We start from the raw sequence: 24,416 nt of genomic DNA on the forward strand, positions 1-24,416 counted from the left end.
CTGGCCTGCCCGAACCTGATGCTGCGCACGCTCTACGAGACGGTGCGCAGCCTGCTGACCGAGACACAGCGCCAACCGATCCCCCGCACCGAAGCCGACCGCATGCGCGCTTCGCTGGGCGAACACCGCCAGATCATCACGGCGCTCGCCACCCACGACCCCGAAGCCGCGCGCCTCGCCATGGCCAGCCACATCCGCAATACGGCCCGCTGTGCGGGAGTGATGATCTAGGGTTTAAGCCGCAGATCCGCGTTGCTTGCGCTCCTGCGCAAGCAATGATCGGCGCCCTCAGGTCGTCCCGCCAAGGCGCGGGCCGGCTGCTGTTGCACAGGGAGCGCTTGGCGGAAAACCCCGGCCAGGCTGCAACTCGGCGCCCACTTAAGAGGGCCGCCGCCCCAGCCAAAGATTCGTCAAAGCACCAACTTCGAGAGCCGTTCACAGGAAAAAGGTTCTTGGGAAGGATCCACGGTCGCGCAACAAGTCATCGCAGCCGGTCAACCAACACCATTCTTTTCCTCTGTAAATCATGTGAATGCATGACGAAGCTAAAGCACATTCTTGCCCACGCCCAACCCATCTCCGCCCAAAGCTTTACTCAAGTAAACTTTTGCCCTATCAACAGCTGGCCTAGGATCCGGCCAGGTGCTGAACCTTGCCGGGCCTGCCGAAGCTGCACGAACTGGGAGGAAAACCACGTGAAGAAGCTCACCTCGACCGTCCTGACGTCCGCCGCCATCATCCTTGCCACAGGCGCTGCCTGGGCCGAAGGGATCGGCGCCTCGCTGCTGACCCAGCAGCACCCGTTCTACATCGAGATCGCCAAGGCCATGGAAGCCGAGGCCCAAGCGCAGGGCGTGCCGCTGGAGATCGCCATCGCCAACCAGGACCTGTCCAAGCAGCTCGCCGATGTCGAGGACTTCATCGTCAAGGGCGTCGACGTGCTGGTGATCTCGCCGGTCGACAGCCAGGGCGCGCTGCCGGCGATCATGAAGGCGCAGCAGGCCGGCATCAAGGTCATTACCGTCGATGTGCCAGCGCAGGGTGTGGAGGTGACCTCCTACATCGGCACCGACAACTACGCCGGCGGCGTGAAGGCGGCCGAGCTGATGGGCGCCGAACTCGGCGGCGCCGGCAAGGTCGCGATCATCGACTACCCGACCGTCCAGTCGGTGGTGGCGCGGATCGACGGTTTCAAGAAGGGGCTCGAGGCCTTCCCGGAGATGGAGATCGTCGCGCAGCAGACCGGCATCACCCGGGCCGAGGCGCTGGCTGCCGCGCAGAACATGCTGCAGGCCAACCCGGACGTGACCGGCATCTTCGGCTTCGGCGATGACGCGGCGCTGGCCGCCGCCGTGGCGGTGAAGGCCGCGGGCCTTCAGGAGCAGGTGAAGGTCATCGGCTTCGACGGGATGGAAGAGGCGCGCAACGCGGTCGACTCCGATCCGGTCATGGTCGGCGTGATCCAGCAGTTCCCCGACCAGATGGGCAAGATGGCCGTCGACACCGCGGTCAAGCTCATCGCGGGCGAGGAAGTGCCGGTCGACCAGCCGATCGTTCCGGGCGTCTACACCGGCAAGTGATCTGAAACGACCGCTCCCGGTCAGGACCTCCCGCCCTCGCGCGGGAGGTCCTTTCTCCTCCCCCTGATCCAGAAGCCCCCGATCCAGAAGGAAGACGCAATGGCCGAGAATGACGATGTCATTCTGCACCTGACCGGCGTCCGCAAGACATTCGGCCCGATCGTCGCGTTGAAGAACATGAACCTCACGGTCCGCGCCGGCCGGGTCCACACCATCCTCGGCGAGAACGGCGCGGGCAAGTCGACGCTGATGAAGATCCTCGCCGGGGTGCAACTGCCCACCGAGGGCGAGATCCGGCTCGGCGGCGAGGATTACTACCCGCGCACGCCGCAGGAAGCCGCGGCGCGCGGTCTGGCCATCGTCTTCCAGGAACTGAGCCTGTGCAACAATCTCAGCGTCGCGGCCAATATCCTCGCCACCCGCGAACCCAGCCGCATGGGCTTCATCTCGGAGCGCAAGCTCCTGGCCCGGGCCCGGGCGCTGATCGAGGAGCTCGGCCTGCCGGTCGACGTGAACGCCCGCGTCGCCGACCTGTCGATCGCGCAGCGCCAGCTGGTGGAGATCGCGAAGGGGCTGAGCCATGACGGGCGGGTGGTGATCTTCGACGAGCCGACCTCGTCGCTTTCGGACTCCGAGGCGGAGATCCTGTTCGACATCATCGGGCGACTGAAGGCGCAGGGCAAGGCGATCATCTACATCTCGCACCGCATGGAAGAGATCATGCGGCTCTCCGACGACATCACCGTGGTCCGCGACGGCGAATACGTCACCACGGTGAAGAAGGAAGAAACCACTATCGAGGAGCTGATCGCCCTGATGGTCGGTCGCCGGATGGAGGAGATCTATCCGCCCCGCCTTGGCCCTGCGCCGGATCCGGCGATGCCGCCGGTGCTTAAGGTCGAGGGGCTCACCCGCCCCGGCGCCTTCCGCGACGCCAGCTTCGAGCTGCGGCCGGGCGAGATCCTCGGCTTCTTCGGCCTGATCGGCGCCGGCCGCTCCGAGGTGATGGGCGCGCTTTTCGGCATGCTCGCCGCCGAGGGCCGGGTCGAGATCGACGGCAAGCCGGTCACGATCCGCTCAGCCGCGGAGGCCATCGCCCACGGCATCGGCTTCGTCACCGAGAACCGCAAGGAACAGGGCCTCGTGCTGCTGCACAGCCTGCGGCAGAACATCTCGATGGCCGCCCTGCCGCGCTATTCGGCGAAGGGCTTCCTGCGCGCCCGGGCCGAGCGCGAAACGGCGCATGCCGAGGTCGACCGGCTGGCGATCCGCACCGGCTCGATCGAGACGGTGACCGGCACGCTGTCCGGCGGCAACCAGCAGAAGGTGGTGCTGGCCAAGTGGCTCGCCACCAAGCCGCGCATCCTGATCCTCGACGAGCCGACGCGCGGCGTTGACGTCGGGGCGAAATTCGAGATCTACCGCATCATCCGCCAGCTGGCGGCCGAGGGCACCGCGATCCTCTTGGTCTCTTCGGAGTTGCCGGAGGTCCTGGGCCTGTCCGACCGCGTCGTGATCATGTCCGAGGGCCGGATGCGCGAGGCCGCGGCGCGCGACACGCTGACACCCGAACGGGTGATGACCTTTGCAACGGGGCAATTCTGATGACTGACACCGCTCAACCGCCACAGGCGGGCCATTCCTACCTGAAGTCGCTGATCCGGCAATACGGCGGCATCTTCCTGTCGCTCGTGGTGCTCTGCGTCGTCTTCTCGCTGACCAACGACCGCTTCCTGTCGGTGGCCAACTTCACCAACATCCTGCAGCAGGTCGCGGTCATCGCGATCACCGCCTTCGGCATGACCTGGGTCATCCTGCTGGGCGAGATCGACCTGTCAGTCGGCTCGATCATCGCCGTGGCCGGCATGGTCGGCGCACAGGTGATCGGCCTCGGCTGGGGCTTCGCTCCGGCTTTGACGCTGACGCTGGCGGCCGGGGCGCTCTTGGGCCTGTTCAATGGCGTGCTGACGGCCAAGCTGCTCCTACCCTCCTTCATCGTCACCGTGGCGACGATGAGCATCTACCGCGGCCTCGTCAGCCTGCCGACCGGCGGCGCGCCCGAGATGAACATGGACCCGACCTGGATCGCCATCGGCGCCAACAGCTTCCTCGGCGTGCCGATCATCATCTGGATCGTGGCGGTGCTCTTCGTGGTGAACCACGTGCTGCTGGCCCACACCACCTTCGGCCGCAAGACCTATCTGACCGGCGGCAACCGCGAGGCGGCGCTCTATTCCGGGATCAACGTCAACGCAATCAAGATCAAGATCTTCATGATCTCCGGCCTGATGGCGGCGATCTCCGGCATCCTCCTGTCATCGCGGCTCTACTCGGCCCAGACCAACGCCGGGCTCAGCTACGAGCTTGACGCCATCGCCGCGGCGGTGCTGGGCGGCACCTCGCTGTCGGGCGGGGTCGGCACCATGGTGGGCACGCTGATCGGCGCGCTGATCATCGGGGTGCTGAACAACGGTATGAACATGCTGTCCGTGCCGTATTTCTACCAGCTCATCGTTAAGGGCCTCGTCATCCTCGTGGCCGTCTATCTCGACGTCCGCTCCAAGCAGCGGCAGGGCTGAGCCATGACCAAGGTTCTGACTGTCGGCGAGATCCTCGTCGAGATCGTGGCCACCACCCGCGGCGACGGCTTCCGCGAAGCCCAGCCGCTGATCGGCCCCTTCCCCTCCGGCTCGCCGGCGATCTTCATCGACCAAGTGGGCAAGCTCGGCACGCCCTGCGCGATCCTGTCGCGCGTCGGCGCCGATGACTTCGGTCAGGTCAACCTCGACCGGCTGGCGGCCGACGGGGTCGACATCTCCGGCGTCTCGGTGGCCCCGGGCGAGGCGACCGGGTCGGCCTTCGTCCGCTACCGCGAGGACGGGTCGCGAGCCTTCATCTTCAACATCGCCAATTCCGCCTGCGGCAGGCTCGACGCCACGCCCGAGGGCGACGCGCTGATCGACACCTGCGGCCACATGCACCTGATGGGCACCGCGCTTTCCGCCCCCGGCCTCGCCGCCCGCGCCCTCGAGGCGATGGAGCGGATCAAGGCGAAGGGCGGCACGCTCAGCTTCGATCCCAACCTGCGCCCCGAGATCCTCGACACGCCCGGCCTGCGCCCGGCGCTGGACCGGGTGCTGGCGCAGACCGACCTGTTCCTGCCCTCGGGCGACGAGATCTTCCTGTTCACCGCCGCGTGCGATGAGGCGGGGGCCGTGGCCGACCTCCTCGCCCGCGGGGTCCGTGACATCGTGATCAAGCGCGGGGCCCAGGGCGCCAGCCATTTCGACGCGAAGGGCCGGACCGACGCCGCGCCGATCGCCGTCGAGGAAATCGACCCCACCGGTGCCGGCGACAGTTTCGGCGGCGCCTTCGTCAGCTTCTGGCTGGCCGGCGCCCCGCCCGCCACCGCGCTGGCCTATGCAAATGCCGCCGGCGCAAGGGCCGTCACGAAGCTGGGTCCGATGGAAGGCACCTCGACCCGCGCCGAACTCGACGCCCTGATCACCCCCGTTCAAGGACACTGAGATGATGAACCCGCTGCATGACATCGCCGCCTGGCGCGGGCGCCCCGGCCCCTCGGGCATTCCCTCGGTCTGTTCGGCCAGCGCCATGGTGCTGGAGGCGGCGATGCGGGCGACCCTGCCGACCGCGCTGCCGCTGCTGGTCGAGGCGACCTGCAACCAGGTGAACCAGGAGGGCGGCTACACCGGCATGACTCCCGCCGACTTCCGCGCCTTCGTCGAGGCGATCGCCGCGGCGCAGGGCTTCCCGCTCGACCGGCTGATCCTCGGCGGCGACCATCTCGGGCCGAACCCGTGGAAGGCGCTGCCGGCCGAAGAGGCGATGCAGCGGGCCGAGGCGATGGTCAGCGCCTATGCCGCCGCCGGTTTCACCAAGCTGCATCTCGACTGCTCAATGGGCTGCAAGGGCGAACCGACGGCGCTGGATGACGCGACCACCGCCGGCCGCGCCGCGCGGCTGGCCGCCGTGGCCGAGGCGTCCCTTCCCGGCGGCGACATCCCGGCCCCGGTCTACATCATCGGCACCGAGGTGCCGATCCCCGGCGGCGCCATGGAGGAGCTGGGCGAGCTGGAGCTGACCGCCCCCGAAGCTGCCCGCACCACCGTCGAGATCCACCACGAGGCCTTCGCCGCCGCCGGCCAGTCCGAGGCCTTCGCCCGGGTGATCGGCGTCGTTGTCCAGCCCGGGGTGGAATTCGGCAACCACAACGTCATCGACTACGACAGCGCCAAGGCCGGCGCGCTCTCCGCCGTGCTGGGTGACCTGCCCGGCGTGGTCTTCGAGGCGCATTCCACCGATTACCAGCGCCGCGCCAACCTCGCCGCACTGGTCCAGGACGGTTTCGCGATCCTGAAGGTCGGCCCCGGCCTGACCTTCGCCCTGCGGGAGGCGCTCTACGGCCTCGACGCCATCGCCGCAGAGCTGCACCCCGGAGCCCGGCCGCGCGGCCTGCGCGCCACGATGGAAGCGGTGATGCTGGCCCAGCCCGCGAACTGGGACCGCTACTACGAGGGCAGTGACGCCGAGCGCGCCCTGCAGCGCCATTTCAGCTATTCCGACCGGATCCGCTATTACTGGCCGCAGCCCGAGGCGCGCGAGGCGCTCGACCGGCTCTTCGCCCTGCTCGGCGACGCGGCCCTGCCCGAGACGCTGATCGGCCAGCACCTCGGCGCGCGCTATGCCGATGTGCGGGGCGGCCGGCTGGCGCCGCAGGCGCGGGCGCTGGCCCTTGCCTCGGTCGAGGCGGTGATGCAGGACTACATCTCGGCCTGCGGCGGGTGAGCCCGGAAGGCCGCGTCGCAGCGAAGGAGGCCCGGCGCCGCATGATGGCCCCGAGACAGATCAGGACGATGGAGGATTTCTCGGCCTATGTCGGGCTCTCCCGGCCCACGGTGTCGAAATTCTTCAACGATCCCGGGTCAGTTCGTGGCAGCACCCGGGCGAAGATCGAGGCGGCGCTGGCCGAGAGCGACTTCCGCCCCAACCATTTCGCGGTGAACCTGAAGCGGCGGCGTAGCAACATCCTCGGGATCATCATCCCGAACTCCACCGACCCGTTCTACATGGAACTGACCCGCTCGGTGGAGCAGCTGGCGCTGCAGTCGGGCTTCCTCGTCTTCATGCTGTCCTCGAACGGTCGGCGTGATCTTGAGAGCGCGGCCATCGCCCGGCTGCAATCGATGAACGTCGCCGGGCTGATCGTGGTGCCCACCGGCGCCGGGGAGTCGAATGACAAGCTGGCCGAGCTGGAGCGCAAGCTGCCGCTGGTCTATGTCGACAGCCCGCCCGGGCATGACTGCATCTTTGTCGGGACCGACAACGCCCAGAGCATGGGACTAATGGTCGACTACCTTTGCAGCTCCGGCGAGCCGCCCTGCTATCTCGGCATGCCGCCGGTAAACCGCAACGCCTTCGACCGCCGCGACGGCTACGCGGCGGCGATGCGCGCTGCGGGTCGGGAGCCGATGCTGCTGCCGATCCCTTCGGACCAAACCTGGGAATTCGAGCGTTTCGGCCATGTGGCGGCGGCCGAACTGATCCGGCGCGGCCTGCCGACGAGGACGCTGCTCTGCGCCAACGACCGCGTCGCCTTGGGCGCCCAGCTTGCCGCCTGGGAGGCCGGGATCAGGGTCGGCCGCGACCCCGGCGACGACCTGCGCATCGCCGGTCACGATGACCATCCGCAGGCCCGCTTCGCCTGCCCGCCGCTGACCACCGTGGCGCAGAATTATGCCGAGATGGCCCGGCTTGCCACGACCGAACTCCTCGACCGCATCGACGAGGACCCCGGCAGCCCACCCTCCAGCACGCTGCTGCGCGCGGAGCTCAGGCTGCGGGCCTCCGCCTAGGCTCCGCTGCGAACCCTGCATGCAAAGCCGAGAGCGGCCAGGCACAAGCGGGCCAGCGATTTCCCTGCAACCTCCGGCAGCCTTGCCGTTGCCGCAGCGCCGCATCGCCCCATATCCCGCAGGGACCGGGCCTCGCCCGGGGCTCTGCCACGCGGGATATCAGGAGATGCAGCACAACGCCCGGCGACCCTTCGCCGACCTGCCCCGCCCGCCGGCGGGGCTGCCTTCCCGGTAGGCCGGCGCGTCCGCTTCGACCCTTCCGGTACCCGACCCATTCAAGGAACATCCCATGACCGTCCTCGCCTATGGAACCCCCGCCGCGGATACCCCGCTGTCTCAGATGGAGATCATCCGTCGCGCTCCCGGCCCGCATGACGTGCAGATCGACATCCTGTTCTGCGGCATCTGCCATTCCGACCTGCACCAGGCGCGCAGCGAATGGGCCGGCACGCTCTACCCCTGCGTCCCCGGCCACGAGATCGTCGGCCGCGTCGCCGCCGTGGGCGGGCATGTCGGCTCGCACAAGGTCGGCGATCTGGTCGGCGTCGGCTGCATGGTCGACAGCTGCCAGCACTGCGCCGATTGCGACGAGGGGCTGGAGAACTATTGCGACGGCATGGTCGGCACCTACAACGGGCCAAGCCCGGACGCGCCCGGCCACACGCTCGGCGGCTACTCGCAGCAGGTCGTGGTGCATGAGCGCTACGTGCTGAAGGTCTCCCATCCGGAGGAACAACTGGCCGCGGTCGCGCCGCTGCTCTGCGCCGGGATCACCACCTATTCGCCGCTGCGGCATTGGCAGGCCGGGCCGGGCAAGAAGGTCGGCGTGGTCGGCATCGGCGGGCTCGGCCACATGGGGCTGAAGCTGGCGCATGCGATGGGCGCGCATGTGGTGGCTTTCACCACTTCGGAAAGCAAGCGCGCCGACGCGCTGGCGCTCGGCGCCGACGAGGTGGTCGTCTCGCGCCATCCCGAGGAGATGGCGGCCCATGCCAAGAGCTTCGACTTCATCCTGAACACGGTGGCGGCGCCCCATGATCTCGACCCGTTCCTCGGCCTGCTGAAGCGCGACGGCACGATGACGCTGGTCGGCGCGCCGGCCAGCCCGCATCCCTCGCCCAATGTCTTCGGCTTCATCACCAAGCGCCGCAGCCTCGCCGGCTCCATGATCGGCGGCATCCCCGAGACGCAGGAGATGCTGGATTTCTGCGCCGAGCACGGCATCACCTCGGACATCGAGATGATCCGCGCCGAGCAGATCGAGACCGCCTACGAGCGGATGCTGAAGGGCGACGTGAAATACCGCTTCGTGATGGACATCGCGACGATGGGCCAGTGAGCCGCCGGCGCCGGCCAGCCGACGCCGCGCCGAGATGAAAAGCCGCGCGCCACTTTGGTGGCGCGCGCTCCTGCCGTGAGGGTCCGAGGGGGATCGGACGGCCCACGCAAGCATTTTTCATCCGTTCAGGCAACGTTCAGCTTTCCCCGCCACAAGGGAGGAAACCACTCCGGATTTCCCTCTCATGACCTCCTCCCTGCTCCGCTCCCCCGCCGCACCTCGTGCGGGCCTGCGCCCCACCCTCCTGCGTCGCGGGCCGGTGATCCCCGCCTACGCCCTCACCGTCCTCGTCGCGCTGTTCATCATGGCAGCCGACAACCGAAGTTTCTGGGCGCGGGCCGGTGCGATCTTCGACAACCCCGTCTCGGTCATGCAATTCGGCGCCGCGCTCTTCGCGCTGACGCTGTTCCTGCTCAGCGCCTTCGGGCCGGGACGGCTGCAGAAGCCGGTGCTGGTCTTCCTCCTGATGCTTTCGGCGGTGACCTCCTATTACATGGACAGTCTCGGGGTGATGATCGACCGCGACATGATCCAGAACGCCATGACCACCACCTTCAACGAGTCGCGGCACCTGATCACCCCGGGCTTCCTGCTGCATGTCGCGCTGTTCGGCCTGCTGCCCTCGCTGGCGGTGCTCTGGCTGCGGGTGACGCCGCGGCGCTTCCTGCGGCGGCTCCTGGGCTGGGGTGGCATGGTGCTGGCCAGCCTCGCCCTGTTCGCCGGGCTGATCCTGAGCGATTTCAAGACCTTCTCCGCCGTGCTGCGCGAGCACAAGGAGCTGGTTGGCAGCTACCAGCCCGGCGCGCCGCTGGGCGGGGCGGTGCGCTACGCCAAGATGATGCTGAAGAGCCGGGACGTGACCGTGGCCCCGCTGGGCGCGGATGCGGTGAAGGGGCCGCGGCTGGCGGCGGCGAAGAAGCCGGTGCTGACGGTGCTGGTGGTGGGCGAGACGGCGCGGGCGCAGAACTTCGGGCTGAACGGCTATGCGCGCGACACCACGCCGGAACTGGCGGCGCGCGGGGTCATGGCCTTCCGGGACGTGGAAAGCTGCGGCACGGCCACCGCCGTGTCGATGCCCTGCATGTTCTCGACGCTGGGGCGGGAGGGTTACTCCTATGACAAGGGCATCCGGCAGGAGAACCTGCTCGACGTGCTGCACCACGCCGGCGTCGCGGTGGAATGGTGGGACAACAATACCGGCGACAAGGGGTTGGCCGCGCGCATCGGCAAGGCGCGCAGCATGGACGAACCGGGCGACCCGGCCTTCTGCGGCAGCGGCGAATGCACCGATGGGATCTTCCTCGCGGCGCTCGGCGAGGCGGTGGCGGGGATGACCGAGGACACCGTTCTGGTGCTGCACCAGATCGGCAGCCACGGCCCGGCCTATCACCTGCGCTACCCGCCGGAGTTCGAGCGTTTCACCCCCGCCTGCCAGACCGCCGAATTCGCCGAGTGCAGCGTGGAGGAGATCCGCAACGCCTATGACAACACGATCCTCTACACCGATCACGTGCTGGCCTCGGCCATCGACCTGCTGGCGGCGCAGGACCGGGTGATCCCGGCGCTGCTCTACATCTCGGACCACGGCGAGTCCTTGGGCGAGGACGGGCTCTACCTGCATGGCGCGCCGCGCTTCATGGCGCCCGAAACCCAGACCCGGGTGCCGATGGTGCTCTGGCTGTCCGAGGCCTACAGGCGCAGTTTCGGCGTCGATCCGGACTGCGTCGCGGCGCGGGGCAAGGGGCTGAGCCATGACAACCTGTTCCCCTCGGTGCTCGGACTGATGGACATCACCACCAGCGCCCGGCGCGAGGATCGCGACCTCTTCGCCCCCTGCCACATCGAGGCCTCCTGATGACCGAGACCAGCCGCCCCGCCCGCATCGACGGCCCGCGCCACCTGCTGGCCGCCGGAAGCTACTCCCTCGGCGGGCTGCGCCGGCTCTGGCTCGAGACCGCCTTCCGGCACGAGCTGGCCGGCGGCGCGATGGCCGCGGCGCTGCTGGCGCTGCGCGGGGCGGAACGGTGGGAGATGGCGGTCTTCGCCGTCCTCTTCCTGCTGCTGATCGCGGTGGAGGCGCTGAACACCGCGATCGAGGTGCTGGTCGACCGCGTCTCGCCCGGATGGAGCGAGGCGGCGCGGGACGCCAAGGATCTCGGCAGCCTCGCCGTGCTCTGCGTGCTGGCGGGCAACGCGCTGTTCCTGATCCTCGCGCTGCTCTGAGCCGGGGCTCAGCCGGCCGAGAGCCGGTCGATCAGAGCCCCCTGCGCCGCCCGGGCCGCGCCGATGACGCCGGCGCGGTTGCCGAGGCTGCTGATCCGGCACTCCGGCGGCTCGGGCAGGCAGCGCGACAGGTGGTGGCGCGTCCGCTCCAGCACCTCGGGCCGCGAGCCGATGCTGCCGCCGAGGATGACGAGGCTCGGGTCGAGCACCGAAACCGTCGCCAGCAGCGCCTGCGCCAGCAGGATCGCCAGCCGCTCCAGCGTGGCCTCGAAGGCCGGGTCGGGCGCTTCGGCGAGGAAGAGCTCGCGCAGCGACCCGCCGCCCGTACCGCCGCGGCGCAGGTAGTCGGCCAGGAGCGCCCGGCTGGAGATCGCCGTCTCCAGCGCCCCCTCGGCGAAGGTCGCCGGATCGAAGGGGTCGGCGCCGATCGGCAGCGCCGCGATCTCGCCCGCCGCCCCCTGCGCCCCGCGCAGGAGCGCGCCGTTCACCAGCGAGCCCATGCCGATCCCGGTGCCCATGGCGACGAAGACGAAGGTCTCGTGCCCCCGGCCATGGCCGAGCCAGCCTTCGCCAAGAGCCGCGAGATTGGCGTCGTTCTCGATGGCGACCGGCAGGCCCAGATCCTCGGCCAAGAGCGCCCGCAGGTCGCGCCCGGCGAGACCTGCGACATTGGGCATCCGGTGGATCACCCCGGTCGCCGGATGCACCGCACCGGGCAGGCCGATCCCGGCTGCCAAGAGCGGCAGCGGCAGGCCGAGCTCCGCCAGCAGCCGGTCGCGCTGCGCCCGGATCTGGCCCAGCACCGCATCGCCCCCCGCGGAGACGGTCGGCTCCTTGGTTTCCGCCAGCACCCGCCCCGCCAGATCGGTCAGCACCGACTGCGTCTTGGTGCCGCCCACATCGACGCCGAACAGCAGCCCCGCATCGGCGGCAAGCGCGCCTTCGGTCAGCCGCCAGCCGGCGGCGGCAAGCTCTTGCGCCTGCAGATCCGGGATCGCCGCGCCGGAGCGCAGCGCGCCGACCAGCGCTGCCCGGGCCGGGCCGGAGAGCGTTTCACTGTGAAAATCCTGCATCGTCAGCGCCGCGGCAGCGATTTTTGTGTCGCCACATCAAAGAGATGCACCCGGCCCGGCTGGGCATGGGCCACGACCTCGGCGCCGATGGCCGGCGCCTGACGGGCGGGCGCCGTGGCGATCACCGGCTTGCCCGCCACCTCGAAATGCACCAGCGTCTCGGGACCGAGCGGCTCCACCGCCGTCACCCGCCCGGCAAGGCTCAGGCTCGCCCCGGCCCCGGCCTCGCCCACCAGCAGATCATGCGGACGGATCCCGGCCAGCACCGTTCCCGGATCGGCGGGGCGCATCACGCCGCCCTCCTCGACCACCGGCAGGACATTCATCGACGGCGTGCCGATGAAGCGCGCGGTGAAGACATCGACCGGGTTGTCGTAGATCTCCATCGGCGCGCCGGACTGCAGGATATGGCCGTCGCGCATCACCACGATCCGGTCGGCCATGGTCATCGCCTCGACCTGATCGTGGGTCACGTAGGCGATGGTGGTGCCGAGCCGCTGGTGCAGCGCCTTGATCTCGATCCGCATCTGGGCGCGCAGTTGGGCGTCGAGGTTCGACAGCGGCTCGTCGAAGAGGAAGGCCGCCGGGTCGCGCACCATGGCGCGGCCGATGGCCACCCGCTGCCGTTGCCCGCCCGAAAGGTCCGAGGGACGGCGGTCCAGCAGCGGCTCCAGCCCCAGCATCGCGCCGGCCTCGGACACTTTCGCGGCCTTCTGCTCCTTGGAGAGCGTCGAGGTGTAGAGGCCGAAGGCGATGTTCTGCCGGACGGTCAGATGCGGGTAGATCGCGTAGTTCTGGAACACCATGGCGATGTTGCGGGTCTTCGGGTCGAGCTCGTTCACCACCCGGTCGCCGATCAGGATCTCGCCGCCCGAGACTTCCTCGAGCCCCGCGATCATCCGGAGCGTGGTGGACTTGCCGCAGCCCGAGGGACCCACAAAGACGACGAACTCGCCATCCGCCACCTCGAGGTTGATGCCGTGGATCACATCGGTCTTGCCGTAGGATTTGACCAGATTTCTCAGCGTAATGGTCGCCATCAGCCGGCCTCCACCAAAGAGTTGAAACAAGCGGCGAGCTCTTCCGCCGCGGCGCGCTCGCGGGCGGCGGCGGCGGATGCAGCCTCGGCAAAGCCCGTGGCGGCGGCCTTGTAGGCGGCCAACGCCTCGGCCATCGGTTCGGGCGCCGGCCCGCCGAAGCGGGCGCGCACCGCGACGAAATACTCGGGCGAGACGATCTCGGCGAAGGCCTCGGGGCTCAGCACCGGCGCCGCCCCCGTCGCCGCCTCGAAGGCCGCGCGGAACGGCGCGTAGCCGCCGCTCGGCAGGTCGGTCCCGGCGGCCACCACGGCGCGGGCGACGCTGGCCGCGATCTCATGCGCCTGGCGGAACGACAGCCCCTCGCGCCGCACCAGCGTGTCGGCCAGTTCGGTGATGGTGATGCAGGAGCGGCGGATGTTCTCGGTCACCCGCGCCGGATCAACCTTGATCGCGCCGATGAAGGCGGCCAGCAGCTCCAGCACCCGGCGCGCCGAATGGAAGGCCTGATAGCCCGCCTCCTGGCTCTCGCCCTCGCTGTCGTTCATGTCGGTGAAGGGCGTGTTGTGCACGATGTCGAGCATCATCCGCGCCCGGCCGACCGTCTGGCTCGACAGGTGGCGCATATGCTCGATCGGCACCGGATTGCGCTTCTGCGGCATGATCGACGAAATCTGCACGAAGGCATTGGGCACATAGATCTGCCCGACCTCGAAAGCGGTCCAGAACTGGAAATCCTGGATCAGCCGCCCTAGGTGCAGGAAGGTCAGCTCCAGCGCGCTGTAGCTCGCGGTGATGTAGTCCACTGCCGCGATGCAGCTGTAGGAATTGCGCTGCGGGCCACTGAAGCCCAAGAGCCGCGCCACCCGCGCCCGGTCGATCGGGAAGCCCGAGGTGGTGATCGCCGCCGCCCCCATCGAGGACAGATCGACAACGGCCCGCGCCGCCTGCAGCCGCTCGACATCGCGGATCAGGATCTCGATCGCCGCGGACAGGTAATGCCCCAGCGTGGTGGGCTGCGCGGGCTGGCCGTGGGTATAGGCCACGATCAGCGTCGCGGCCTCCCGCTCCGCCGTAGCGATCATCGCCTCCAAGAGCGCCAGCGCCTGCGCCAGCACCGTGTCGAGCCGCGCCTTCAGCGAAAGCTTGAACAGCGTGTGGTCGATGTCGTTGCGCGAACGCGCCGTGTGCAGCCGCCCCGCGTCATCGGGACCAAGGCGCGCTTTCAGCTCCTTCTCGATCAGGAAGAAGAAATCCTCGACCTCGCCGGTATAGATCAGCCCGGCGGGATCGACCTCGGCCGCGATGGCCTCCAGCGCCCGGGCGATGCGCCCCGCCACGTCGCGCGGCAGGATGCCGGTCTCGGCCAGCATCACCAGATGCGCCCGGTCGATGCGCTGGAAGCCGTCGACATGATGGGTCTTCGCCCCATCGAACAGCGGACGCAGCACGGTCTCCTTGTAGACCGGGTTCGGAAACACCGAGCTGTCGCTCCGGCGGGGATCGTTGGTCATCGTCATCCTTTCAGCCCCGCCAGCATGACGCCGCGCACGATGTAGCGTTGCAGCAGCAGGAACACGAGGAGGGTCGGCAGCGTCGCCAGCGCGGCGCCTGTCATGATCATTTCCCACTGGATCGCCTGTTCGACGGCAAAGCTCGAAAGGCCGATGGGCAGGGTGTAGAGCTCCTGACTGGTGGTGACGATCAGCGGCCAGAAGAACGCCGTCCAGTTGCCGAGGAAGGTGAAGATCGCCAGCGCCGAGAGCGCCGGGGTGACCAGCGGCATCGCCACGCGCCACCAGATGGTGAACTCGTTCAGCCCGTCGATCCGCGCCGCCTCGAGGAAGTCGTCGGGGATGGTCTCGAAGAACTGCTTCATCAGGAAGGTGCCGAAGGCGGTCATCATGCCGGGGAACATGATGCCCCAGTAGCTGTCGAGCCAGCCGAGGTTCGCCGACATCAGATACCACGGGATCACCAGCATCTCGGTCGGGATCATCAGCGTCGACAGGATCGCGATGAAGATCAGGTAGCGGCCGCGGAAGCGGAACTTGGCCAGCGTATAGCCGACGAGGCTGTCGAAGAAGACATTCGACAGCGTCACCGTGATGGCGATGAAGCTGGAATTGAGGAACCAGCGCAGGAAGCGCCCGTCCGACAGCACGCGGATGTAGTTGTCCAGCGTCGGCGCGGCGGGGATCAGCCGCAGGTCATAGACCTGCGCCGCGGTCTTGAACGAGGTGGAGAACATGAAGAGCAAGGGCGTGACCATCAAGAGGCCGCCGATGAACAGGATCGTCCAGATCACGATGCGCCCGGGGCGGATGCGCTTCATGGCGAGGCTGCGGGAAGTGGTGGGGGATGCGGTGGGGTTCATCTCAACGCTCCCTCAGAAGCCAGAGTTGCAGGAGCGAGACGCAGAGCAGGATGGTGAACAGCACCACCGTCTGGGCCGCGGCATAGCCCATCTCGTAGGAGGAGAAGGCGGTCTGGTAGATCATCAACACGAGGGGCTTCGTCGAGCCGAGCGGCCCGCCCGGATCGTTCGTGGTCATGTTGTAGACCTGATCGAAGATCCGGAGAAACCCGATGGAGGAAAAGACGACGAGGAAGACCGTGGTCGGTTTCAGGAGCGGCAGGGTGATGCGCCGCAGGATCGACGCCTCCCCCAGCCCGTCGATCCGCGCCGCCTCGTAATAGGTGGTGGGGATCGCCCGCAGCCCGGCCATGAAGATGATGATCTGGAACCCGAGCCCCGCCCAGATCGCCGTCACCATGATCGAGGGCAAGGCCCAGGTGGTCGAGTTCAGGAAAGCCATCTGCGGGATGCCGACGCGCCCCAGCAGATCGTTGATGAAGCCGATCGGCGCGGGCTGGTAGAACCAGCGCCAGACCCAGGCCATCGCCGAGGCGGTGGTGATGTAGGGCAGGAAGTAAAGCGCCCGCAGGAAGGTGTGGCCGAAGCGGATACGGTCCAGCGCGAAGGCGATGAGGAAGGACAGCACGAGGCTGATCGGCGTGCCGACGATCAGATAGGTGAAGGTGTTCCTGAACACCTTCCAGAACTCGGGGTCCGAGAACATGCGGGTGTAGTTGTCGATGCCGATGAACTCCGGCTCCGACATCAGATCCCAGTCGGTGAGCGACAGCCAGAAGGCGTTGAGCGTGGGGTAGAAGCGGATCACCCCGTAGAACAGCACCGGCAGGGCCAGAAAGCCCCAGACCCAGAAGAGCTGCCGGGTGCGCATCGACAGGCCCCGCCCGCGTGGCTGCCCTCCCGGCGTGCCGGGGATGCCGGGGCGCCGCTCGGGCGCCCCCTGATTTGCCATGCTGGCCATGCCTGTCGTGCTCCGCCCGTTACTTCGCCGTCACTTAGCCGTCACTTCGCCTTGTCGATGATCGCCTGCTCGGCCTCGGCGGCCTGCGCGAGCGACTCCTCGACCGACTGGCCGTCGATCAGGATGCGGTTGGCCATGTCGATGGCGTTCTGCCGCTGCGCCGCCTCGTCGATGAAGAGCGTGGTCTTGGCGTAGTCCAGCCCCTTGAGGAACGGCGCATAGATCGGGTCCGCAAGGTTCTCCTCGGTCAGCGCCACGTCGCGCCGCGCCGGAAGCTCGCCCACCACGTCGAGCCAGATCTTCATCGCCTCGGGCGAGCTGATGTAGGCGAGGAACTTCTCCGCCGCCGCCAGCTCCTCACCCTCTGCGCCGATGCCGATGCCATTGGCGAAATAGCTGGCATAGTTCGAGCGCACCCCCTCGGCATTGGCCGGAAGCTCGGTCACGCCCCATTCGAAATCCTCGATGCTGCTGAACGAGCCGAGCCGGAAGGTGCCGTCGATGGTCAGACCGGCGCGCCCGGCGCGGAAGGCCGCCTGCCCCTCGTCCATGAAGCCGCGCTGGCCGACCTTCTCAACCAGCTGCAGGTCGGTGTAGAATTTCAGCGCCGCCGCCCCGGCGGCATCGTTGTAGGTGACCTGGCTGTAATCGGCGCTGTAGGGCTCGCCGCCGAACTGGCGCACCAGAACCTCGCGCCACCACTGGTGGTCCTGCCCGCCCATGTCGAGCGTCATGCCCGCAGTCGACAGGTTGCCGCCCGCATCCATCTCGGTCATCGCCTTGGCGGCGGCGACCATCTCGTCCAGCGTCTTCGGCGGGTTCTCCGGGTCGAGCCCGGCCTTGGTCATCAGGTCCTTGTTGTAGAACAGCGCCAGCGAGCGCACGGCGGTCGGCAGGCCGTAGTAATCGTCGCCACGCTTCATCGCCGTGACGATCGGGAAGAACTCGGCCTCGATCTCGTCATGCGGGAAGACCTCGGGCGACAGCGGCTGGATCACCTTGCCGCCGACGAACTGGTCGGTCCAGCCATAGAACATCTGCAGCACGTCCGGCCCCTTGCGCGCCATGTTCGCGGCGACGACCCGGGTCTGGTAATCGGCATAGGGGAAGGTGACCTGCTTGACGGTGATGTCGGGGTTCGCCGCCTCGAAGGCGTCGATCAGCTGGTCCATCGCGGTGACGCGCGTCTCGTAGACATACTGCCAGTATTCGATCTCGACCGCCTGGGCAGCCGTTCCGGCCACGAGGCTGGTGCCAGCCAGAAGGCCGGCCATCAGGATTTGCGTGCGCATTCTAACCTCCGTTGCGCCCGTGCGTTCGTGGCGACGGGCCTTTTTTCAGTTCCCGCGGCAGGCCACTCGCTTTCGCGACGCGCCCTCTCTTCCCGGCGCGTCAGCCCTCCACTCCGGCAAGCGTGGCGCGTCGGGGGGCGGGCTGTCAATAAAATAATTTACTTGTCTTATTCATATCGCCCCGGCAGTCTTGACCTTGCAAGACCGGGCGCGGATCGTGAGCCAGCGCCAAGGTGGAGATGAACGTGCCGATTTCGATGACCCCTGCAGCCAGAGACCGGCTGGTCATAGCCCTTGGCCGCAACCCCGGTCGCAGCCGCAGCCACAACCGGCGCGTCGTGCTCGACCTCTTGCGCTCGCACGGCCAACTCGGCCGCAAGGAGCTGGCCGACATGACCCAGCTGACCACGCAGGCGGTGGCCAACATCATCGACGAGCTGATGGCCGAGAACCTGCTGGTCGATCTGGGGCGTCGCCGCTCGGGCCGGGGCCAGCCGCCGATCCAGTTCGCGGTGAACCCCGACGGCGCGATCACCATCGGCATCGAGGTCTCGGTCTCGCATCTGGTGGCGACCGTGCTCGATCTCGGCGGCAACCTGCGGCACGAAAGCCGGCTCGACATCGACGACACCCGGCCCGAGGCACTGCTGCCGATGATCGCCCGGCGGGTCGAAACGCTGCGCGCGAAATTCCCGGTGATGCTGATGGGCGTCGGCGTCGTCATGCCCGGCCCGTTCGAGATCGAGGGCCTGTCCGGCGTCGGCCCCACCACCCTGCCCGGCTGGGCCGGCATCGACGCGGCAGGGCGGCTGTCGGAACTGGTCGGCATGCCGGTGCTGGTGGAGAATGACGCCAACGCTGCCGCCGTGGGCGAGACGCTGTTCGGCGCCGGCCAGGCGCTGTCGAACTTCTGCCTGATCTATTTCGGCGGCGGCATCGGCCTCGGCATCATCGCCGACAACCTGCCGATGCGCGGCGCCTTCGGCAACGCGGGCGAGATCGGCCATGTCGTCGTGCAGCCCGGCGGGCGCGCCTGTCTCTGCGGCCAGTCGGGCTGTCTCGAACGCTACGCCTCGCTGCACGCCCTGCGCGAACATCTGGAGGGCCACGGCCATTCCGCCGATTTCGCCACGATCGAGGCGCTGCATCAGGAGGGCGACCCGCTGCTGACCGGCTGGATCGCCGAGGCGGCCGCGCATCTTTCCACCATGATCGGGTTTCTGGAAAACATCCTCGATCCGCAGACCGTCATCCTGGGCGGCATGCTGCCGGATTCGGTGATCGACGCGCTGATCGCCGGGCTGCGCCTCGGCCCCTCGGTCGCCAACCGGCAGGACCGCAGCGAGCCGCGCGTGACCCGTGGCCAGACCGGGCAGCTGACCGCGGCCCTCGGCGCCGCCGCCCTGCCCTTCTTCAACGCGATGACGCCGCGCCTCGACCTCTCGGAGGGTCCGGGGCGCAGCAGCGAGCCTGCCGCACAGGCTCTGGAAAAAGGAACCGTTGCATGAACGATCACGCCCGTCTCGCCGCCCGCGAGGCCTCGCCCGCCCTGATGCGCCTGCACCGCGCCCTGTCGCGGCTCGGCTCGGTGGTGACGGTGATGAACACCGGCGCCCATCCCGACGACGAGCAGAACGGCATGCTGGCCTGGTTCCGGCTGGGGCTCGGGATGCGGGTGATCGTCGCCTGCTCGACGCGCGGCGAGGGCGGGCAGAACATCCTCGGGCCGGAGCGGGGCGGATTGCTCGGCGTGCTGCGCAGCCGCGAGATGGAGGAATCGGCGCGGGTGATCGACGCCGACGTGATCTGGCTCGGCCATGGCCCCGCCGACCCGGTGCATGACTTCGGCTTTTCCAAGGACGGCGACGCGACCTTCCTGCGCTGGGGCGAGGAGCGGACGCTCGAGCGGCTGGTGCGCGCCTATCGCAGCGCGCGGCCCGACATCGTGATCCCGACCTTCCTCGACGTGCCGGGCCAGCACGGCCACCACCGCGCCATGACCCGCGCCGCCGAGACCGCGCTGGCGCTGGCCGCCGATCCCGCGGCCTTCCCCGATCATGCCGCCGAGGGGTTGGCGCCCTGGCGGGTGGCGAAGTTCTACCTTCCGGCCTGGTCCGGCGGCGGCGCCACCTATGACGATGCGCTGCCCCCGCCCCCCGCCACGCTGACCGTGCGGATGCCGGGCCGCGAGCCCTTCACCGGCGCGCCCTATGCCGAGATCGGCGAGTGGTCGCGCAAGCGCCACGCCTCGCAGGGCATGGGCCGCTGGCGCGATGCCCCGGCCAGCGAGATCGCGCTGCATCTGCTCGGCGGCGCGGCGGAGGAAACCATTCTCGACGCCCTGCCCGCCACGCTGGCCGCCCTCGCGGCGATGGAGGGCGCGCAGGCGCCGCTGACCGCAGCCGCCGCCGCCATCGACACCGCCACGGCAGCCTTCCCCGACCGCGCCGCGATCCTCGTGGCCCTTGCCGACGCCGACCGCCTGCTCGAAGCCGCCGAGGCGGCCAGCGACCCCGCCTTCCGCGCCGCCCACGGCCACCGCCTGTCCCGCAAGCGCCGTGAGGTGCAGGCGGCGATGGCCGAGGCGGCGGGCCTCGGCCTCATGGCCCGCGCCACCCCCGCCGAGCTTGCTCCCGGCCAGTCGGGCGAGATCCGCGTCATCCTCCCCGAGCCCTTCACCCCGACCTTCCCGCTGCGCCTCGTGCCGCATCTGCCTGAAGGCGTTACGGCGGAACCCGTCGAGGCGCAGGCGCCCGGCGCGCTCACCCTGCCGGTGACAGCCGCCGCCGATGCCCCCTTCTCCCCCCAGTTCTTCGCCGACTGGCAACCGACCGGCGGCAATGGCCAAAGCTGGCTGGAGCTTTTCACCACGCTCGCAGGCCGCGCGATCCGCTGGTCGGTCGATCTGGAAGAACCGCTCCGCATCCTGCCCGCCGCCAGTGTCGAGCCGCGCCCCGACGCCTTCCTGCTACCGCTCGACCGCGTCGCCCCGCTGCAGGCCACCCTCTCCGACCCCGAGGGCGCCGTGGGCTTCACCCCGCCCGAGGGCTGGCAACTGACCCGTGACGGCGCGAAGCTGACGCTGACGCCCCCCGCCGCCCCCGCGCCCGGCCTGACCCGCATCCCCGCGACCCTCTCCGGGCGCCCCGCCGCGCGCATCCGCCGCGCCAGCCTGCCGCATGTCGGCGGGATCGCCTTCCGTGAACCGGCCGAGCTGCGGGTGCTGGCGCTGGACCTGAAGCTGCCCGAAGGCGCCCGCGTCGCCTATGTCGGCAGCGGCGACAGCGTCGGGCTCTGGCTGCACCGCATGGGCGTCGATGTGACGATCCTCGACCGGATCGAACCGGGGATGGAGTTTCAAGGCTTCACCACCGTGCTGATCGGCGTCGTGGCCGTCGCTCGCCCCGATCTCGCCGCCGCCGTGCCCGCCCTGCACCGCTTCGTCGAGGCAGGCGGGCATCTGGTGACGCTCTACCAGCGCCCCGATCAGGGCTGGCTGCCCGGCGTTTCGCCGCGTCCGCTCACCGTCGGCACCCCCTCGCTGCGCTGGCGCGTCACCGATCCCGAGGCGCCGGTGACGCTGCTGGAGCCGGATCATCCGCTGCTCGCCGGGCCGAACCGCATCGGCCCCGCCGACTTCGCCGGCTGGAACAAGGAGCGCGGCATCTACTTCGCCGCCGATTGGGATGCCGCCTATCTGCCGCTGCTGTCGATGGCCGACCCGGGCGAGGCGCAACTGACCGGGGCGCTGGTCTCGGGGCGGATCGGCGGCGGGCGGCACAGCCATGTGGCGCTGGTGCTGCACCACCAGCTCGACGCGCTGGTTCCGGGCGCCTTCCGGCTGATGGCCAATCTCGTCCAGCCCGCGGGCTGAGCCGCCGATGACCGAAACTCCCGAGCCCCCGCGCAGCGACATGGCGGCGGGGGTGGTCTGGCTGCTGTCGGACATGACGTTGGTCACCGGCATGACCGTGCTGGTCAAGCTGCAGGGCCAGACCTATCCGGCGCTGCAGATGGTCTTCATCCGGGCGCTGATCGGGCTGGTCGTCATCCTGCCGCTGCTCTGGCGCCACCGGGCCGATCTGGTCGCCATGCGCCAGCCCGGGCGCAACCTGCTGCGCGTCTCCTGCAATGCGGTGGCGCTCAGCGGCAATTTCCTCGCCATCGCCTCGCTGCCGCTGGCGTTGGTGAACGGCATCGGCTTCACCCGCCCGCTCGTCACCATGCTGCTGGCGATCCTGCTGCTGGGTGAACGTGTTATCGCCCGCCGCTGGTTCGCCGCGGCGCTCTGCTTTGCCGGGGCGATGGTCATGCTGATTCCGGCGGGATTCGAAGGTCGGCTCTCGCTCACCGGCCTTGCCGCGGCGCTGGTGTCCGTGATCTTCGGCGCGCTGGCGCTGGTGCAGACCCGCGCCCTACGGACCGAGAGCCGCACGGTGATGATGCTGTTCTACACGCTGGGGCTGGTGGTGCTGACCGCCGCCCCGGCGCTCTGGGTCTGGCAGCCGGTTGCGCGGCAGGACTGGCCGGCGCTGCTCGCCATCGGCTGCCTCGCGCAGGCCGGTCAATACTGCTTCCTCTGCGCTTACCGGCTCTGCGAGGCGAGCCGGCTCGCGCCGGTCTCCTACCTCTCGGTGCTCTTCGCGACCGGGGCGGGCTGGGCCTTCTTCGGCGACCGGCCCGGCCCCGCCGTTGCAGTCGGCGCGCTTCTGATCGCCGCCTCGGTGGCGCTGCCGGCGCTCTGGCGGCGCCGGTAGCCTGCATCAGCCCCGCATCAGCCGGTCGAACACCGGGTCCGGGTCCTCGACCTCGACCAGCCGCCGTCCTTCGATCACCCAGATCCGCGTCGCCACCGCCCGCACGAAGGCGCGGTCGTGGCTGACCAGCAGGCAGGCCGCGCCCTGCTCGACCAGCTCGGTCTCCAGCATGTCCTGGCCCTCGATGTCGAGATGGTTGGTCGGCTCGTCCAAAAGGTAGAAGTTCGGCCGGACCAGCCGCAGCAAGAGCATCGCCAACCGCGCCCGCTGCCCGCCCGACAGCCGCGCCAGCGGAGCGATCTGCGCGTCGATGCCGATCCCCGCCCCCGCCAGCAGGCTGCGCGCCTGCTGGTCGGGCAGGCTGGCCGAGCGCTTCACCGCCTCCCAGGGCGTCGGGAAGCCGTCGAGCTGTGACAGCGCCTGGTCGGAATGGCCGAGCCGCAGGCTGGCCGCGCCGCGGATCTCCGGGTCGGCGCCGGCCAGCGCGGCCCGCAGCCGCTCGACCAGCCGGGTCTTGCCGGCGCCGTTCGGCCCCAGGAGCGCCACCCGGTCGCCCGCCTCGATCCAGAGTTTCCCGGTGCGGAACAGGGTCCGGCCGTCCGGCGTGCCGATCGCGGTGTCGGCGAAGCTCACCAGCGCCTTGGCATGGCTGCCGCTGTTGGCCAGCCGGATCGCCCCCGCCGAAGCCTCGTGATGCGCCGGCCGCGCCTGTTCCTCCAGCCGGTCGGCGCGGTCCGACAGTTGCCTGGTCTTCACCACCAGGAGGTCGGAGCCGGAGTTGATGCCGATGTTCTTCAGCTTGGCCGCCTGCTGCCGCAGGGCGCGGACCTTGCGCATGTCGTTCTCGAACTGCCGGTCGCGCGCCGCGTCGCGCTGGTCCAGCGCTTGCAGCGCCGCCGTGTAGGGAAGCGCGAAATCCGCGCTCTCAGCCGGGCGCAGGAACAGGGTGCGGGTGCTGGTGTCGTCGAGGAAGGCGCGGTCATGGCTGGCCGCGACCACGGCGCAGTCGCGCGGCAGGGCGGCGAGGAAGCGCTGCAGCACGCCGATCCGCGCGATGTCGAGATGGTTGGTCGGCTCGTCGAGCAGCAGGAGATCCGGCTCCACCACCGCGGCGCGGGCCAGCAGCATGCTGCGCTGCCAGCCGCCCGACAGGTCGCGCACCGCGCGATGACGCAGCGCCTCGTCGACGGCGAGGTCGTCGAGCAGGATGTCGACGCGCCAGCCCTCGGCTTCGGCGGTCTCGGCGTCGAGCGCGTCGCGCACCGCCTCGTGCAGGGTCATCGGCAGCAGATGCGCCGGCGGGTCCTGCGGCGCGAAGGCGGCGACGAGGCCGCGGGCGCGGATCAGGCTGCCGGTGGTCGGCTCCTCCTGCCCGGCGAGGATGCGCAGGAGCGAGGATTTGCCGCGACCATTGGCGGCGACGAGGCCGAGCCGGTCGCCCTTGGCGATATTGAGGTCGAGCCCGGCGAAGAGCGTGGCAGTGCGGGTCAGGGACAGGTCTTTGAGAGCGATCAGGGACATGGGGGTCTCATCAGGGTCAGGCAGGCGCGTGAAAGCGCGCCGGAAGAGGCTGACGATGAGACGGCTATGCGTTCCCGGTCAGCCCCGCGAGGTCAGGCGCGGGGCGGAGACAGGTCCTCGGGTGCGATTGCGGAAGCTCTGGTGCAACACCGGCTTCCCCCTCCTCTGGCATGTGACGCGCGAATATTACCGCCTTTGCTGGCACGGAGCAACAGGATCGGCAAGGACCCCCTTCCCATTTCCCGACGGGCGGGCTAGATACACCTCAACATCTGTTGAGGTATTGACCCGATGCTTGAACCCGAGGCGCTCGCGGCCTTCGCCGCCCTGTCGCAGGAGACCCGGCTGCGCATCGTGCGGCTGCTGGTGCAGGCCGGCCCCGA

Annotated in this window: 20 protein-coding genes and 1 pseudogene; 14 read left to right on the top strand and 7 right to left on the bottom strand. The window is 69.1% G+C overall.

The annotated features are described in order from the left end of the window. The 10 genes from C5F48_RS13280 to C5F48_RS13325 all read left to right on the top strand — a co-directional run. Positions 1–231: FCD domain-containing protein (locus tag C5F48_RS13280; RefSeq protein ID WP_146170600.1), on the top strand; the 231-nt coding region annotated here is incomplete at its 5' end. 464 nt (positions 232–695) lie between these two features. Beyond that, a complete protein-coding gene (locus C5F48_RS13285) occupies positions 696–1,580 on the top strand; it encodes a substrate-binding domain-containing protein (RefSeq protein WP_107664389.1) in 885 nt (294 codons plus the stop codon). 99 nt (positions 1,581–1,679) lie between these two features. Then, complete coding sequence (locus C5F48_RS13290) at positions 1,680–3,185, top strand: sugar ABC transporter ATP-binding protein (RefSeq protein WP_107664390.1); 1,506 nt, start codon at positions 1,680–1,682, stop codon at positions 3,183–3,185. Continuing rightward, positions 3,185–4,159 (top strand): ABC transporter permease, encoded by a 975-nt coding sequence (locus C5F48_RS13295; RefSeq protein ID WP_107664391.1) that lies wholly within the window; start codon positions 3,185–3,187, stop codon positions 4,157–4,159. The genes C5F48_RS13290 and C5F48_RS13295 overlap by 1 nt, the downstream gene beginning before the upstream one ends. 3 nt (positions 4,160–4,162) lie before the next feature. Then, positions 4,163–5,107, top strand: coding sequence for a tagatose kinase (locus C5F48_RS13300; protein ID WP_107664392.1), 945 nt, complete (start codon positions 4,163–4,165; stop codon positions 5,105–5,107). A gap of 1 nt (position 5,108) precedes the next feature. Further along, positions 5,109–6,386 (top strand): D-tagatose-bisphosphate aldolase, class II, non-catalytic subunit, encoded by a 1,278-nt coding sequence (locus tag C5F48_RS13305; RefSeq protein ID WP_107664393.1) that lies wholly within the window; start codon positions 5,109–5,111, stop codon positions 6,384–6,386. A gap of 41 nt (positions 6,387–6,427) precedes the next feature. Beyond that, positions 6,428–7,453: a LacI family DNA-binding transcriptional regulator gene (locus C5F48_RS13310; protein ID WP_211314594.1), complete on the top strand. Its 1,026-nt coding sequence runs from the start codon at positions 6,428–6,430 to the stop codon at positions 7,451–7,453. Positions 7,454–7,742: 289 nt separating this feature from the next. Beyond that, positions 7,743–8,792 carry an NAD(P)-dependent alcohol dehydrogenase gene (locus C5F48_RS13315; protein ID WP_107664394.1) on the top strand — a complete coding sequence of 350 codons (1,050 nt, stop codon included), beginning with the start codon at positions 7,743–7,745 and terminating at the stop codon, positions 8,790–8,792. A gap of 184 nt (positions 8,793–8,976) precedes the next feature. Beyond that, positions 8,977–10,647, top strand: coding sequence for a phosphoethanolamine transferase (locus C5F48_RS13320; protein ID WP_107664395.1), 1,671 nt, complete (start codon positions 8,977–8,979; stop codon positions 10,645–10,647). Then, complete coding sequence (locus C5F48_RS13325; protein WP_107664396.1) at positions 10,647–11,015, top strand: diacylglycerol kinase; 369 nt, start codon at positions 10,647–10,649, stop codon at positions 11,013–11,015. The genes C5F48_RS13320 and C5F48_RS13325 overlap by 1 nt, the downstream gene beginning before the upstream one ends. Before the next feature lie 8 nt (positions 11,016–11,023). Here C5F48_RS13325 and C5F48_RS13330 read toward each other — a convergent pair whose 3' ends face one another. From C5F48_RS13330 to C5F48_RS13355, 6 genes are read right to left on the bottom strand one after another with little or no spacing between them, the layout of a single operon-like run. After that, the gene (locus C5F48_RS13330; RefSeq protein WP_107664397.1) at positions 11,024–12,088 is read right to left on the bottom strand and encodes an ROK family protein; all 1,065 of its coding nucleotides are present in this window, start codon (positions 12,086–12,088) and stop codon (positions 11,024–11,026) included. Positions 12,089–12,090: 2 nt separating this feature from the next. Continuing rightward, positions 12,091–13,128 carry an ABC transporter ATP-binding protein gene (locus tag C5F48_RS13335; RefSeq protein WP_107664398.1) on the bottom strand — a complete coding sequence of 346 codons (1,038 nt, stop codon included), beginning with the start codon at positions 13,126–13,128 and terminating at the stop codon, positions 12,091–12,093. Further along, positions 13,128–14,639 carry an argininosuccinate lyase gene (argH, locus tag C5F48_RS13340; protein ID WP_107664399.1) on the bottom strand — a complete coding sequence of 504 codons (1,512 nt, stop codon included), beginning with the start codon at positions 14,637–14,639 and terminating at the stop codon, positions 13,128–13,130. Before argH ends, C5F48_RS13335 begins: the two co-directional genes overlap by 1 nt. 2 nt (positions 14,640–14,641) lie before the next feature. After that, positions 14,642–15,502, bottom strand: coding sequence for a carbohydrate ABC transporter permease (locus C5F48_RS13345; protein ID WP_181247699.1), 861 nt, complete (start codon positions 15,500–15,502; stop codon positions 14,642–14,644). A 1-nt stretch (position 15,503) separates the two neighbouring features. Next, entirely contained in the window at positions 15,504–16,454 is a 951-nt protein-coding gene (locus tag C5F48_RS13350) for a carbohydrate ABC transporter permease (protein ID WP_373454343.1), read from the bottom strand. Positions 16,455–16,504: 50 nt separating this feature from the next. Next, positions 16,505–17,755 carry a sugar ABC transporter substrate-binding protein gene (locus C5F48_RS13355; RefSeq protein WP_107664401.1) on the bottom strand — a complete coding sequence of 417 codons (1,251 nt, stop codon included), beginning with the start codon at positions 17,753–17,755 and terminating at the stop codon, positions 16,505–16,507. A gap of 245 nt (positions 17,756–18,000) precedes the next feature. On the opposite strand from C5F48_RS13355, the gene C5F48_RS13360 reads away from it, so the two are divergent. Genes C5F48_RS13360 through C5F48_RS13370 form a run of 3 tightly spaced genes read left to right on the top strand, consistent with a single transcriptional unit; the run spans position 18,001 to position 22,512 of the window. Further along, positions 18,001–19,263 (top strand): ROK family transcriptional regulator, encoded by a 1,263-nt coding sequence (locus tag C5F48_RS13360; protein ID WP_245941335.1) that lies wholly within the window; start codon positions 18,001–18,003, stop codon positions 19,261–19,263. Then, positions 19,260–21,629 (top strand): PIG-L family deacetylase, encoded by a 2,370-nt coding sequence (locus tag C5F48_RS13365; protein ID WP_107664402.1) that lies wholly within the window; start codon positions 19,260–19,262, stop codon positions 21,627–21,629. The genes C5F48_RS13360 and C5F48_RS13365 overlap by 4 nt, the downstream gene beginning before the upstream one ends. Before the next feature lie 7 nt (positions 21,630–21,636). Then, on the top strand, positions 21,637–22,512 hold the full coding sequence (locus C5F48_RS13370) for a DMT family transporter (RefSeq protein ID WP_107664403.1): 876 nt from the start codon (positions 21,637–21,639) through the stop codon (positions 22,510–22,512). A gap of 6 nt (positions 22,513–22,518) precedes the next feature. On the opposite strand, the gene C5F48_RS13375 is transcribed toward C5F48_RS13370, so the two are convergent. Next, positions 22,519–24,033, bottom strand: a complete 1,515-nt coding sequence (locus C5F48_RS13375; protein ID WP_107664404.1) for an ATP-binding cassette domain-containing protein — start codon at positions 24,031–24,033, stop codon at positions 22,519–22,521. A gap of 291 nt (positions 24,034–24,324) precedes the next feature. Here C5F48_RS13375 and C5F48_RS26045 point away from each other — a divergent pair. Continuing rightward, positions 24,325–24,416: pseudogene (locus C5F48_RS26045) on the top strand (transcriptional regulator); the annotation flags it as partial.

This window comes from Cereibacter changlensis JA139, from assembly GCF_003034985.1.
GTDB lineage: Bacteria > Pseudomonadota > Alphaproteobacteria > Rhodobacterales > Rhodobacteraceae > Cereibacter > Cereibacter changlensis.